This window comes from Cohnella sp. OV330 (genome assembly GCF_900112065.1).
Taxonomy (GTDB): domain Bacteria; phylum Bacillota; class Bacilli; order Paenibacillales; family Paenibacillaceae; genus Cohnella.
This window is the reverse complement of record NZ_FOKE01000002.1, coordinates 282,012-296,638: the sequence shown is the minus strand read 5'-3', so window position 1 is coordinate 296,638 and position 14,627 is coordinate 282,012. Positions and strand designations below refer to the sequence as shown.

Sequence of the window (14,627 nt, the reverse complement as noted above, 5' to 3'; positions counted from 1 at the left end):
GAAAACAGAAAGCGAGGGGCAACAATGAACAAAAAGACAGCCGTCGTATTGTCCGCGGTCATGGGCGCGAGCGTCATGCTCGGCGCGTGCTCGAACAACAACAACGAGGCGAGTCCGTCGCCGTCCGCGTCGGCCTCGGCGTCCGCAAGCGCATCCGCAGCACCCGCGGAGCTCACGCCGCAAACCTTCACGTTCCTGGATTACAGCAATCCGAGCTGGCCGTACGACGCGAACTGGAAAATTTGGTCCTACATTAAAGAGAAGACCGGCGTCACGCTGGACATTCAGCTGCCCGCGGGCAATCTGCTCGAGGACGCGATCAGCCTGGCCATCGCCGGCGGCGACATGCCCGACATCATGTGGACGCAGGAGAAGCGCCTCGCCGACAAATTCGGCCAGCAGGGCGCGCTCGTCAACATCCTCGACTACGTCGACGACATGCCGAATTTCAAAGCCTGGATGGAGAAATACCCGGCCGAGACGCAGAACATGCTGTCCTCCGACGGCAAGATGTACGAATTCCCGAACCAGGGGCTCGGGGAGTCCAACCGCCGCACGTGGATGTACCGCGAGGACGTCTTCAAGAAGCTGAACCTGTCGACGCCGAAGACGTGGGACGAGCTGTACGAGACGCTGAAGAAGCTGAAGGCGGAATACCCGGACAGCTATCCGCTCACGGTGCGCAACGGGCTGCGCTACTTCGAGGACTTCGCGGCGGGCTTCGGCGTGTCTGCGCCAGTCGACGCGCAGCGGGCAAGCGCTTATTTAGACGGGACCAGCGGCGAATGGAAGTATGCGCCGGTGCAGCCTGCGTACAAGGACATGCTCGTTTATTTCAACAAGTTCTATAAAGAGGGACTCATTCCGAAGGACTTCCTGACGATCGACACGAAAATGTGGCAGGACATCGTGTCCACGAACCGCGCGTTCGTCACGCTCGACTACATCGGGCGGATCGACTTCTACAACAGCGCGCTGCGCAAGGACAATCCGGACTTCTCCATGAACTTCATGACGCCGCCGGCAGGTCCGAGCGGTCTGCAGAAGAACGCGTTCACGGCCGTCACGGAGGAAGGCTTCATGATCTCCTCCAAGTCGAAGAAGATCAAGGACATCGTCAAGTTCATCGACTTCTTCTACTCCGAGGAAGGGCACAAGCTGGTGAGCTGGGGCAAGGAAGGCGACACCGTCAGCGGCGACAGCTTCATCGAGAAGTACACGGACATCTCGGACCTGCGCAAAAAGACGGGCCTTTCGACCGACGGCACGTACACCTGGTTCGACTTTAACGCTCATATCTCGGTCTCCTCGCCGGAGCTAAAGTCCGCGTACGAGCAGGCGCCGCAGTACGACAACGACAAGACGTCGACGCCGCCGTTCACGCCGGAAGAGCAGCAGATTCTGAGCACGAAGGGCGATTCGCTGAACAGCCACCGCGACGAGAACTTCGCGAAGTTCATCATGGGCACGCGCAGCTTCGATACGTGGGACAAGTTCGTGGAGGAGCAGAGGAAGCTCGGCTACGAAGAGATTTTGGAGATTTACAAAAAAGCGGACGAGCGAGCTAAAGCGGCCGTGAAGTAAGCAAGCGAGCGTTGACCGACAAGTAGAACAGAACAAGCAGTTAACGGAACATGCAGCAAAAGGAAACATCGCAAGCCCCGTTGGTCGATTCGGCGGGGCTTTGCCATACCCGAAGGCGCGAAAGGAAGGTTCTGCATGACTCTTCTCACGTTGAAAAAGAAGCTGGCGGCCGCAATGGCCGCGCTCCTGCTCGTCACGAGCGCGCTCGCGGCGCTGCCGCCGAACGCGGCGGAGGCGGCCGGCGGGGGCGACTCGCCCCTGATCGTTCCTTATTCGCAGCAGCTGAACGCCATGGATTCTACGACGAACGTAGCGGGCGACACGGTCGGCACCGCTGGCGTCGCGCTCGTTCCGAATACCGATCCGGCCTATATCAAGGAAGGAACGGGCTCCAAGAAGTGGCTGCTCGCGATCAACGTCGACGCCGCGAATCCGACCGCGTACATCGCGGGTGCGGCGCTGATCTATCCGAAGGTCGCGCCGAGCGTCGATCTGAACGGCTACAGCACGCTAAAGTTCTGGGCGTATAACGTGAAGGCGCGGACGGGCGACCAGGCGGACAAGCCGATCCAGCTCCGGTTTTTCATGAAGGGGGACAGCGAGTACTACTACTACCGGCTGCCGCTCGATTGGACCGGCTGGAAGGAAGTCGAGATCCCGCTGTCCGTCGTCAAGACGCAGACGAGCTCGGCCGGCGTCAAGGCATGGGGACCGCTCGACTACGTCCGGCTCGACCAGGCCGGCGTCTCCGGCACGACGCTCGATCCGAGCTTAAGCATGTATCTCGACGACTTCCGCCTGACGGGAACCGGCGAAGTGTATCCCGCCGTCGCGGACAAGCCGTCGGGCGAATACGTCAACAAGGCGACGGTAACCTTGTCCAGCGCGACGAAGCCGTCGGTGCTTGCAGGCGTTTATTACAAACGGGTCGGCGTCGACGCCGATTTTAAGCGCTATGCCGCGCCGCTGGTCCTGACCGAGGATACGACGCTGGCGGTTAAATCGTCTCTCGCCGGGACGGACAGCGCGGAGATGACCTATAACTATACGTTCGTCTACCGCGACTTCGTGGAAAACGTGACGGCAAGCCCGGCCGCCGGCACGTACGCCGAACCGAAAACGGTTGCCTTGCGTTCGGCTACGGAAGGCGCCGAGATCTATTACAAGATCGAGGGCGTGGATGCGGACTTCAAGCCTTATACGGCGCCGCTGCTCGTCGACCGCTCGCAGACGATCAAGGCTAAGGCGGAGTTCGAGGGGAAGGTCAGCGAGGAGACGAGCTACGCCTACGATATCGATCTGTCGAGCAGCTCGAGTCTTCAGATCGGCAATACGGAGACGTTTGCCGGCTGGACGAATACCATCCCGGCGGCGGAGCCGGCCGTCATGGGCGGCTTCTCCGGCCGCTGGCTCGATCCGACCGCGCCGATCGACGTCGCGGACGTGACGAATGCGCCATGGCAGTCGAACGACCAGCTTGAATTTTGGCTGTATTCGGACCGCGTGTCCAACAAAAAAATATACGTCATCATCAGCACGCCGGACGACGCGAATCCGGGCAACGAATATTTCATGAGCTCCTTTTTCGTCGACTGGCAGGGCTGGAAGAAGATCGAGCTCCCATTCAACAAATTCCTCAACTCCAACGGCGGCGCGAAGCTCGCGAACATCCGCAAGGTGATTCTTCATCCCCGCTGGTACGATTCGGACCCGGTATCGAGTCCGGACGACAAGCTGTACTTCGACGCGATGGCGCTTGCCAAAAACGCGGTCGAGCCGTCGATCCGGCAAATCGACAAGAGCGCGCTGCCGGGCAGCGAGGTTCACTACGCCTTTTCGCTGAAAAACATCGGCGGCGCCGATACGGCTTATGCGCTGTCGCTGAAGACGCCGATGGGCGCGGGTTACGGGACGACGTTCCCGGCGACGACCGCCGTCGTGGCGAACGGTGCCGAGACGGACGTCGACGTGCAGGCGACCGTCCCGGCAGCCGCGCAGGCGGGCAGCACGGTCAAGGCGGTCCTGAACGTCCATCCGCTCGCGGGCGGCAAGGATACGACGATTGAACTGAACTTGAAGGTCGGCGCGCCGCGAACCGCGACGAAGCAGCATCCCTACGTGATGGTCTCGCAGGATCAATTAGCAGAAGCAAAGGCGAAGATCCAGTCCTACGGCTGGGCGCGCGATTACCTGGCGGCGATCCGGCTCAAGGCGGACGCATGGGTCGATAAGACGGTATATTACCCATCCAAGCCCGGCGGCGAGAGCACGCTGTACGTGTGCGGAGATACGCCGCTCGTCTTCGACTACGATAAACCGAACGAGCATCAATGCCCGACCGACGGCACCTGGCATACGGGCGATGACCTGGACGCCGCCTGGCGGTTCACCGCCCACACGGTGAACATCGAGGCCGCTCGCAATCTCGCGCTCGTCTACGCGCTGACCGGCGAGACGAAATATGCGGCGAAGGCCAAGGAGATTCTGACGCATTATGCGGCGCTGTACCCGAGCTATCCGCTGCAGCCGCTGAACGGCAGAATCTACTATCAGTCGCTGGACGAGGCCGTCCAGATCATCGAGCTGGCGCATGCCTACGATCTGATCGAGCCGAGCGGCCTGCTGACCGCCGCCGAGAAGTACGACATCGAGCAGAACTTGTTCGCGCCGTCGGCGAAAACGCTGCAGGGCTACGATGTCGGCAAGTCCAACTGGCAGACGTGGCACAACGCGGCGATCGGCACGATCGGGGCGATACTGGAAGACAAGACGCTGATGGACTTCTCCGTTGAGGGCCGCAGCGGTTTCAACTTCCAGATGAACAATAGCGTGCTGTCCGACGGTTTCTGGTACGAAGGCGCGATCGGGTACCACTTTTACGCGCAGTCCGCGCTGTTGGACCACGCGCAGGCTTTGCTCGGCATGGGCTACGATCTGTTCGCCAATCCGAACTTCAAGAAAATGTACGACGCGACGCTGCAGTACGCGTTTCCCGATCTCGGCATCATCAACGGCAACGACTCCGGCAAATATCCGACGAGCCTGGCGGCGCCGGGACGCGTCGTGCCGATGGATTACGAGGCCGTCTACGCGCACTATGGCGATCCGGTCTACGGCGCGCTGCTGAACAAACTGTATGCGGACAAAGGCCGCGTCAGAGGCGGATTCATCGTGCCGGGCAACACCGCCTCCGGCATTGCGGGCGAGCAGGCGGTCTTCTACGGTGCGGAGGTTGTCCCGAACGGCGGATCGCTGTCCGCGGAGAGCATGAACTTCAACGGACTCGGCCATTCGGTGCTGCGCGCCGGGGAAGGCGAGGACCAGCTGTACGCGCTCGTCGACTACGGCCTTCACGGCGGTTATCACGGCCATCCGGACAAGCTGCATCTCGAGATTTTCGGCCAAGGCGAGCGTCTCGCGCCGGATCTCGGCATTCCGCCATACAGCAATTCGATGTACGAGTCTTATTATAAAAAGTCGTTCGCGCACAATACGGTGCTGGTCGACGGAGATACGCAGCAGATCCCGACCGCGAACGGCGCGGAGACGTACGAGCCGACGAAGCTGTTCCTGCAGTCGGGTCCGCTCGGCATCATGACTAATACATCGAGCAAAGCTTACGCGGGCATGAATGGTTACGAACGCACCGTCGCGGTGACGAAGGACTACCTGATCGATCTGTTCAGCGTCGCCTCCGATACGGAGCGCCAGTACGATTGGGTACTGCACGGCATGGGCGATTTCTCGACGGATCAGGCGATGACGCCATTTGCGGGGCCGCTCGGCACGAAGGACGCGTATTCCTTTTTCCGGAACGGCAAGTCGCAAACGGTGGCGGGCCAATGGGAGGGCGCTTGGAAGCTGCCGTCCGGTAACGGGCTGAAGCTGTTCAGCCTGACGGCCGCGTCGGATTCGCCGACGCGGATGATCGTGGGCGAAGCGCCTGGGCCCGGCAACGCAACCGACGTCTATACGCCGACGCTGGTAAACCGAGTTCAGGCCAAGAACGCGCAGTTCGTCAGCGTGCTGGAGCCGTACGCCGGGGAGAGCGCCATCGCTTCCGTAGGCAAGACGGACGACGGTCGGGTCGACGTGAAGCTGAAGGACGGCCGCGAGCAAGTCTTCTATTATAAGGCGGACGCCGAGACGGCAGGCGCGCTGCAATATTACTTCGTGGACGGTAAAGAAGGGACGGCGGCGTTGGTACGGCCGACGGCGAGCTTCGCGGATGGCGTGCTGGACCTTGCCACCGGCGATGCGGGCGCGTTCGATCAAGTGACGGCCGTCGTCTATGCGCCGGGCGCGTCCAAGGTCCGCTGGAAAGGCAAGGAGATCGCCTTCAAGTCGGACAATGGCTTCGTCATGGCGAGCGTCCAGTCGGAAGGCGAGCCTGAGCCGTCAACGTCGCCTTCGCCGACGCCGACGCCCGCACCGACGCCGACGCCGATTTATGTGCCGACGCCTTCGCCGGCCAAGCAGGCGGAGCGGCAGGTGCAGGCCGGCGAGGCCGCATCGTTGTCGATTGGCCAAGAAATCGTCGTATCGGTACCGGCAGGCGCGCTCAACCGGATGGCGACCTACAAGATCGTCAAGCTGGGCGATGCTGCCCTCATCGCGCAGCTCTTGAAGGAGGGGGATCAAGCGGCCAGCCCGATCTACGAGATCACGAAGAGCGAATCGGGCACGTTCGGCGTGCCGATCCAGATCCGGTTGACGTTCGATCCCAGCAAGATCGGAGAGGGGCAGAAGCCTTCCATTCATTATTACGACGAATCGAAAAAGCAATGGGTCGAGATGGGCGGCACGATCGACGGCAACGCTGTCGAGGTCGCGTCCGACCACCTCACCAAGTTCGCCGTACTCGCCGTGAACGCATCGCCGGCTGCATCGGCATTCGCCGATACGCAAGGACATTGGGCGAGCGCCGACATTCAGGCGGCCGCGAAGGCCGGCATCGTCAAAGGCTACGAGGACGGCACGTTTAAGCCCAACCGGAGCGTCACCCGCGCGGAGTTCAGCGTCATGCTGATGAACGCGCTGCAGCCCGAAGGGCAGGCGGGTGCCGTGACGGACTTCGCGGACCGCGACCAGCTCTTCGATTGGGCCGCGGAGGCCGTCGCGCAAGCGGTCAAAGCCGGCATCCTGCACGGCTACGACGATCGTACGCTTCGACCGAACGCCGGGCTGACCCGGGCGCAGCTCGCCGTCATGCTCGCAGCCGCGCTGGGCAACGAGCCCGCCGCGGATCCCTCCGCCCCATCCGGCTTCGCGGACGAAGCGCGAATCCCGGCCTGGGCGTCGCCCGCAGTGCGCGCGGTTCAGGCGAACGGCCTCATGAAGGGCCGAACAGCCGGCCGCTTCGAGCCGGACGGGACCGTAACCCGCGCCGAGGCTGCGACTGTCGTCGTTCGTCTAATCGAGCTCATGAAGGCGAAGGCGCGTCCATAAGCTCGCCGTAAAAAATGCCGCCGGCGCCCGTATCGGGCTGCCGGCGGCATTTTTGTCCGAAGATTAGAAAGTATATATTTGGGTGAAAATTTCCGGAAAGGTAAGCGCGCTTTCGATGGGCGGGGGCTTTATGGAGGTTGACGGGTCAAATAACTGCATTTGTACATGCATTCTCTACCGACTCGTCCCACTTGATAAAATACCCGCAAATATGCAGGTAAATGCAATGGACAAGCCAGAAATTCGGCTGATGACGTAAAATAACTGCACTTTTGCATCTATTCTGTTTAAACGGATCGAAACCGGCGAATAGAGATGTATATTTGCAGGCATTACGGCGAAAAAACGACGCTGGCGGCGATAAGCTGGCTCGTCGGAACGGCTGTCGGAGAGCCATCGATAGACGTTCCGTGCGACTCCGGTTTCGGATATCCGCCAAACTAAACTTAAAAGGACCGTCAGGGCGAATCTTTCCCTGGCGGTTTTTCTTAGTGGCAGCCATTTTGGCATTAAGCGCATTTTCAGTTCCCATTCAACCAAGCATCAGTTGGCATTCACGCAGCATTCAGCCTGGGGGGATATCCTTGTCTTACCGGAACAACCGGTGAGGGAAGGAGGTGACAACGTGAAACGCGCTTCAATACTTAAGGGAATCGCCATCGGCTCGCTTGTCGTTCTGTTCATGATCCTGGTGGCCAAGCTGATCGGGACTCCCCATCACGAAGCGGTCGTTCACCAGCAGGCATGGGGCCATGGGTTCGGACGGCGCGGATGGCAGCCGCCTTCGCAGGCCGGACAAGCCGCCGGCATCTACCCGATCGTGATGATCGTCTTGCGGAGCGTCCTGCTGTTCTTCGGCGCCGTCGTGTTCTTCAAAGCGAAGGGTCTGCTCAAATGGGCGGGCGCCCTGATCGCAGCCGTCTCCCTGATGAGCCTGTTGACGCCGTTCTGGGGCCTCGCCGTCGTCGCCCTTGTCATCTGGCTGACTCGCAGAATCAACCGCAACAAAGCCTTCGCAGCATCCATGCAAGAGGCCATACGGTCACCGCATACGACCAGCGTGAGCCGCGGCCAGTTTTTGGACGAGTGGGAACGCAGCCAATACAAGGAGGAACGATAAAATGGGAATATTCTCGAGAATGAAGGATATCGCAACCGCAGACGTAAACCGGGTGTTGGACCGCATTGAAGATCCGATCAGCATGGCCCGGCATTATATCAGGCAGCTGGAAGAGCAAATCGACCGTGCCCGCGGCGCGTTGGCGGCGCAGATCGCCGCCGAGCAGCAGTACGATCTGCTCGTGGCGAAGACGGGACAGATCGTGGACAAGCGGGCTAGGCAGGCAGAGCTGGCCGTGGACCGCGGCCAGGACGATATCGCGGCGCTGGCCTTGCAGGAGAAGCTGCATCACGGCAAGCTGCTGCAAACTTATCTCGAGCAGCGCGACGTCATCCGCAATCAGACGGCGAATCTGCGGCAAGAGATCGACCGGCTGCAGGAGCTGCACCGCGAGCTGAACAACAAGCTTTCCTTCCTGATGGCGCGCGCCAATGCGGCCGCGGCGATCCAGGAGACCGTAAAAGCCGTACCCTACGGCGACGCCGACAAGATCTCCAGGGAGTTCGGACGCATCGAACAGAAGGTGATGCGTTGGGAAGCGGGCGCCGAAGCTCATCTATCCACGAGCCGTCCTGCGGTCAATCTGGCGGAATGGTCGGAGCGGGACGAGATCGATTCGGAGCTGGCGAAGCTGAAGGCCGCAAGGCAGGCCTAATCTCCAAAAGAAGAAGCAGTCCCCTCGGGATAAACCTCGGGGGACTGCTTCTTCGCGCGAATCAATCGATCAATACAATTGCGTGATCTTCCACCAATTGATATCGAAGCCGCCCGTGACGGCATAGAGGCCGAACTGGTAGGTTCCGGCCGTCATCTGGACGACGTGCGAGACGGTACGGTAGCTTGCGAAGCTGCCGGTATTCGGCACGTCGATCTCGCCCAGCACGGTCGCGCCCGAATTGATGTCGAGCGAGATTTTGCCGTTGTTGTTAGGCGTCGCGACGCGGTATTCCACAAGATAGGTTCCTGTCCTCGGAATTTGCACGTTGCCGAACGCGATCCAGTCCTGGCTATCGATGCCGCCGACGTCTTGGCCTCCGCCCGTATCCGGCGTCGTCTCCTTCATGACGCCGCTCATCGACGTGTAGTCTTCAGCCTGGAACGTGCGCGCGTAGCAGCCTCCCGCGCTAAGCTCGCAGATGTCCGCCCGGTTCGTGGATACCTTCAAGTCGTCGTACCATACGTACGAGTCGTTCGCGGGCGCGAACGAAGACGTCGCGCCGCCGAAGAACGAGGAGAAGTACGCTTTGTCCACCAGATCCGCATTCCGTACGAAGCGCAGCCCCGTGATATTCGCCGCCGATACGCCGTTGTACCAGATCTGGATCTCGCCGTCCGGATTGGCGTTGCCGCCGGTTACCGTATTCACCTTCAGGCGCTGGACGATGTTCACCCAGGTTCCTTTCGGATAGTAGATATCCGAGCCGTTGGCGTTTTTAAGCACCGCGTAGTCGCCGTACTGCCCCGCATCGTCCATATGATAGTAGTAAATGGCGGCTTGCCCGCCGCTGCGCCAGATCATGCGCGAGGTGAAGCCGTTGTAGCCCGTGCATGGAATTCCGCCCGAACACGCACCACCACCAGCTAACCCAAGCCCTAGTTTGCCCGCGAACTCGGTCGTTCCCCAGCTGTAATCGCTGCTGAAGCGAACCCAATAAGACAAGTAATACTCTCTTCCCGGCGTCACCTCAAACGGCGCCTGAGCGCCTGAGTTTGGCGGATCGATCTGTCCTTGCGGATAAAAGACGCGCAGCGACTGGCCGCCGGAGTGGTTGAAGTTGTAGCCGTCGATCCAGGTGCGCGTGCTCATGCCGTTGTCCCACGGCGCGCTCCAGCCGTCGAGCGCCCACTGGCTTAGCGTGTAGGCGCTGCCTCGGGCAGGCCGTTCGAACGTATTGATTTTGGGCGCGGCGAAGGCGGCGCCCGCATCCGTCAGCAGAAGCAATAGCACGATCAGCGATACTAACTTTTTCATCGTATCCCTCCTCATTTTGATAACGCTTCCAAGTTTGCCGTCACATCCGATCCGATCGGGTTCGCCAGGGCTCCATCCGCCACCCCCTTATTTATGCGAGTCGCCTTGAGCCCGTTTTCAAAGGAATGTCGTCTCTCAGGCGCAAAATGAACTTATCATCTAGCCAAGAAGCATGATATGGTCACGTTTACCGAAACTTTTCAATTATTAAACGGTCGAGCTTTCGCGCGCATATGAATGGTTTCGATTCTTTGCAATCGACTTGAAGCGGGGGCGCTCGGATCCGGAATGCGGTATAGTTAAGCCTGAAAATGTAAATGGCAGGTGTTCGCTCATGCTCGGTTCTTATCTGTTTCCCATTTCCTATGCATTCTTAAGCTTTCCGATCGCTGCCGCGATCTTCACCGTCCCTTTCCTGGTCGTGCAGTACCGGCGACATGGCTATGTCCACAAAATACGGGCGTTGATCCTGTACCTGCTGCTGTTGTACCTGCTGAACGCCGTTTTTATCATTTTGCTGCCGCTGCCGCCGTCGATCCACAATGCGCCCCCGGATGCCGGCTCGTATTTCCAATGGATCCCGTTCCACTTCCTGACCGACATCGTCCGGGAGACCGGCGTCAAACCAGGCCGTCCGTCGACGTATCCGCATCTGCTCGGCGAGCGGGCCGTGCTCCAGGTAGCCTTTAACGTGCTGCTGACGATTCCGTTCGGGCTGTTTCTCCGGTATTACTTCAGCGCGCATTGGATTCGCTGCCTGCTGCTGTCCTTGGGCTTGTCCTTATTGTTCGAGACGACGCAGGTGACGGGCATCTTCGGCATCTTCGATTATCCGTACCGCCTGTTCGACGTCGACGACCTGATCACGAATACGGCGGGGGGAATGCTTGGATATGTGTTGGCCGAGTGGTTCGCGAGCCGTCTGCCCCGGATCGACCGGCTGGACGCGGAGGTCGACCTTTCCCTTAAGCGGGTGAGCTATACGCGACGAGCGTTGGCCGCCGGGATCGATTGGTGCTTGCTGCTGCCGGTCTGCGCCGTTCTGGGGATGCTCCGTCTGCCGATTCTCTACGTCTTCGGCTTCGTCGTCATCGTCTATTTTATCGTCATTCCCTATGCGACGAACGGTCGGACGGCCGGCAAATGGGTCGTGCGCATCCGCGTGCGCGGAAAGGGGGAGCGCGTGGCGCTGCAGGAGCTGATCGTGCGGTACGGCTTGCTCTACCTGCTCGCCGGCGGCATTAACCTGACCTATCCGATCGTCGCCGTCCGCGATTTTCCGCCGCTCGTGCTTATCCCGTACGCTGTCGGACTGTTCGCCATGAATGTCTGGCTCGGCATCCATCTGATTCGATGCGTCCTGGGCCGCCGTCGCGTGCCGTTCCACGACAGGTGGAGCGGTACCCGGCAGGTCGTCAGTTAGAAGGACGGGATGCGCTGCTAACAAGACGAACAGCCTGCCGAATCGAGCCGGCAGGCTGGACAACAAAAAGGCAAGCAGCTAACGAACGGGCACGTAGCGGAGCGCCACGACGCCGGATCCGAAGCGTTTGGTCTCGGTCAGCTTCAAATTCAGCCGCTCGCGAATGCCGCCCAACAACCGGGGGCCGGATCCGGCAACGATGGGCTGTACCAGAAAGTGATACTCATCTACCAAGCCCAGTTGCGCGAGGGTGGATCCGAGGCCGGGACCTCCGTTGACGAGCAGGCTCTTCCCTTCGGCTAGAAGCTTCGGCACTTCCTCGGAAACGGGCCCCTTCAACAAAAACGAGTTCTGCCACGAAACGTGATCCAGCGTCCGCGAGAAGACGTACTTGGGTATCCGATCGAGCTTGCGCGCGAAGTCGACCATGTACGGAGGTCCTTCGCCGCTGCTGGCAATGGCCGGCCAAGCGCTTTCCATCAGCTGGTAGATTTCGCGTCCGAATAGCCCGCCGTCGGTCTGGTCCATCAAGTCCTCCGAATACCGGTGGAGCTCTTCATCCGCGATCGCCTGTCGGTGGTCGCAGCAGCCGTCCAGCGTCACATTCATCTGCAGAATTACGCGTCCCATATGGAACCTCCTTAATAGCCGCATTTATGTCTACATTTTAACATCCAAAAGCAGGCACGGTTTCTCATGGATTGCTCATGTGCGTGCAGCGCCAAAAAGCCGGCCCCGCATTTGCGGGAACCGGCTTCTTTGGCAGTCCATTAAGCCTCTTGGACTTTGACTTCCGTCCGCGCCGACAAATCCTTTACCTCGTGCGGATGTTCCTTGCGCTTGATGAAGAAAGAGAGCAGCAGGCCGACCGCGCCGATCGCGATGATGACGAGGTACGCGTCGTTGATGCCTTGAATCATCGCTTCCATGGACATATGCGCTTGGTCGGTGCCGCCTGCGGCCGCCATTTCCATGTAGTGCGTCTTCGAACGGTCCGTCATGACGGTGACGAGCAGCGAGGTGCCGATAGCGCCGGCGACCTGCTTGATCGTGTTGGAGATGGCCGTGCCGTGCGCGTTCAGCTTCGGCGGCAGCTGGTTGAGACCGGCGGTCGTGATCGGCATCAGGAACATCGCCATGCCGATCCGGCGTCCCGTGGACATGAGGACCAGATACGTGTAGCTGGTCGAGTCCGTCAGGTTAATGAAGCCGACGGTCGTGCCGATCGTGATGGCCATGCCGATGACGGACAGCCACTTCGCGCCGAATCGGTCGAACAGCTTGCCGGTGATCGGCATCATGAAGCCCATCAGCAGCGAACCGGGCAGCATCAGCAGGCCGGATTCGAGGGCGGTGTAGCCCCGGGCGTTTTGCAAATAAAGCGGGAGGAGCATCATGTCGGCGTACATCATCATCGTAACGGCAATGTTAATGATCGTCGTGAGCGTGAACATGTCGTACCTGAAGGCGCGAAGATCGAGCAGCGGATTGCGGGAAGCGAGCTGCCGCCAGGTGAACAGCGCCAGCGCGACGACGCCCGCGATCAGATAGGCGATGACTTCGGCGCTCGACCAGCCCAGCGTGCCCGCCCGGCTAAAGCCGAACAGCACGGCGCCGAAGCCGATCGTCGACAGCAGCACGCTGACCATGTCGATCTTCGGGAAGGTCCGCTCCGATACGTTGCGCAGATAAATAAAGGCCAAAATGATGACGAGCACGACGAACGGCAGCATGCCGTAGAACATCGTTTCCCAAGCAAAGTTCTTCAGTACATAACCCGCGAGCGTAGGTCCGATCGCCGGCGCGAAGATAATCGCGAAGCCGACCATGCCCATCGCGGCGCCCCGCTTGTTCGGCGGGAAAAGCGTCAGAATGACATTCATCAGCAGCGGCATAATAATGCCGGCGCCAGCGGCTTGGATCAACCGCCCGGTCAGCAGCACCGGGAAGCCCGTCGCGACGGCCGACGTCAGCGTGCCGACGAAGAAAATAATCATGGAAGCCTGGAACAGCTCCCGCGTCGTGAAGCGCTGCATCAAATAGGCCGTGATCGGAATTAACACGCCGTTGACCAGCATGTAGCCGGTCGTCAGCCATTGGGCCGTCGTCGCCGAGATATCGAAGTCCTTCATCAGCTCCGGCGTGGCCACGCTCATGACCGTCTGATTCAGCGTAGCCAGAAACGCCCCCAGAATCATGATGAACAGGATCGGCCCTTTTTTAAGCGAACCGCCCTCTCCAGCCAAGGTTTTACTCAACTACCCCATCCCTTTCAAGTCCGCGGTGGACTAAATTTACACTGTGTAATATACTTAACACGGCATAAATTAGATTTTAACCGGATCTGCGAGCTTTGCAATCGACAGTAATCAATGGATTGTCAATTAACTTGCATGGAAACGGCATCCCGTCGTTTATGACCGATAAGATAGACAAAATGAAGAGAAACTGTCGTCCAATCCGCGGATCTTGAAAGGGAGGTTCATATGAGTCACGCTACGCCGCGTACCGATCCTCGCATCGTACGCACACGGCGCATGCTGCGAGATGCGCTTGTCGAACTGCTGGAGGAGATGGACGTCGAGAAAATATCGGTGAACCGCCTGGCCGAGCGCGCCACGATCAACCGGGTAACGTTTTACCTGCACTACCGCGACATTCCGGACATGATGGAAAAAATGGCGGACGAGATGATCGAGGACCTTCGCGGGATCCTGCAATCGCCCGCTTTGCGGCAAAGCCCCGTCCAAGCGGAGGGATGGCCGCTGATGGTGAACCTGCTCGAGCACATCGCCGATAACTTCCGATTTTACAAAGTCATTCTCACGACCAGGCGAACGACGGTTTTTACGGAGCAATTCTTAAAGCTGCTGACCGGCATGGTCATCGAACGCATCGACAGCCCGGAGGGGGAGGCGAACCTCGCCGCCCTAGGTATCCAGCGCGATATCGTAGTCTGGTACGGCTCTTCTGCCTTGATCGGCACGATCATCTCCTGGCTGCGCAACGACATGCCCTACACGCCGCAATATTTGGCCAAGCAGTTCATGCTCATGAGGCGCCAGCACGAGAAGCCCTGA

Annotated in this window: 9 protein-coding genes; 6 read left to right on the top strand and 3 right to left on the bottom strand. The window is 59.8% G+C overall.

Annotated features, from left to right (window positions below):
- Positions 1 to 24: 24 nt before the first annotated feature.
- The 4 genes from BM235_RS05225 to BM235_RS05210 all read left to right on the top strand — a co-directional run bounded on the left by BM235_RS05225 (position 25) and on the right by BM235_RS05210 (position 8,807).
- The gene (locus BM235_RS05225) at positions 25 to 1,584 is read left to right on the top strand and encodes an extracellular solute-binding protein (RefSeq protein ID WP_090110185.1); all 1,560 of its coding nucleotides are present in this window, start codon (positions 25 to 27) and stop codon (positions 1,582 to 1,584) included.
- Positions 1,585 to 1,719: 135 nt separating this feature from the next.
- Positions 1,720 to 7,032: an S-layer homology domain-containing protein gene (locus tag BM235_RS05220; protein WP_090110183.1), complete on the top strand. Its 5,313-nt coding sequence runs from the start codon at positions 1,720 to 1,722 to the stop codon at positions 7,030 to 7,032.
- A 625-nt stretch (positions 7,033 to 7,657) separates the two neighbouring features.
- Positions 7,658 to 8,152, top strand: a complete 495-nt coding sequence (locus tag BM235_RS05215; protein WP_090110181.1) for a hypothetical protein — start codon at positions 7,658 to 7,660, stop codon at positions 8,150 to 8,152.
- A gap of 1 nt (position 8,153) precedes the next feature.
- Positions 8,154 to 8,807: a PspA/IM30 family protein gene (locus BM235_RS05210; protein ID WP_090110178.1), complete on the top strand. Its 654-nt coding sequence runs from the start codon at positions 8,154 to 8,156 to the stop codon at positions 8,805 to 8,807.
- Positions 8,808 to 8,876: 69 nt separating this feature from the next.
- On the opposite strand, the gene BM235_RS05205 is transcribed toward BM235_RS05210, so the two are convergent.
- The gene (locus tag BM235_RS05205) at positions 8,877 to 10,124 is read right to left on the bottom strand and encodes a carbohydrate-binding protein (RefSeq protein WP_090110176.1); all 1,248 of its coding nucleotides are present in this window, start codon (positions 10,122 to 10,124) and stop codon (positions 8,877 to 8,879) included.
- Between the two features lie 334 nt (positions 10,125 to 10,458).
- On the opposite strand from BM235_RS05205, the gene BM235_RS05200 reads away from it, so the two are divergent.
- Entirely contained in the window at positions 10,459 to 11,547 is a 1,089-nt protein-coding gene (locus BM235_RS05200) for a VanZ family protein (protein WP_090110173.1), read from the top strand.
- Between the two features lie 78 nt (positions 11,548 to 11,625).
- Here the strand turns inward: BM235_RS05200 and BM235_RS05195 are convergent, their stop codons facing one another.
- Both BM235_RS05195 and BM235_RS05190 read right to left on the bottom strand, forming a co-directional pair.
- Entirely contained in the window at positions 11,626 to 12,177 is a 552-nt protein-coding gene (locus BM235_RS05195) for a dihydrofolate reductase family protein (protein WP_090110171.1), read from the bottom strand.
- Between the two features lie 140 nt (positions 12,178 to 12,317).
- A complete protein-coding gene (locus BM235_RS05190) occupies positions 12,318 to 13,745 on the bottom strand; it encodes a DHA2 family efflux MFS transporter permease subunit (protein ID WP_090111028.1) in 1,428 nt (475 codons plus the stop codon).
- 288 nt (positions 13,746 to 14,033) lie between these two features.
- Here BM235_RS05190 and BM235_RS05185 point away from each other — a divergent pair, with 288 nt between their 5' ends.
- Positions 14,034 to 14,627, top strand: coding sequence for a TetR/AcrR family transcriptional regulator (locus BM235_RS05185; protein ID WP_090110169.1), 594 nt, complete (start codon positions 14,034 to 14,036; stop codon positions 14,625 to 14,627).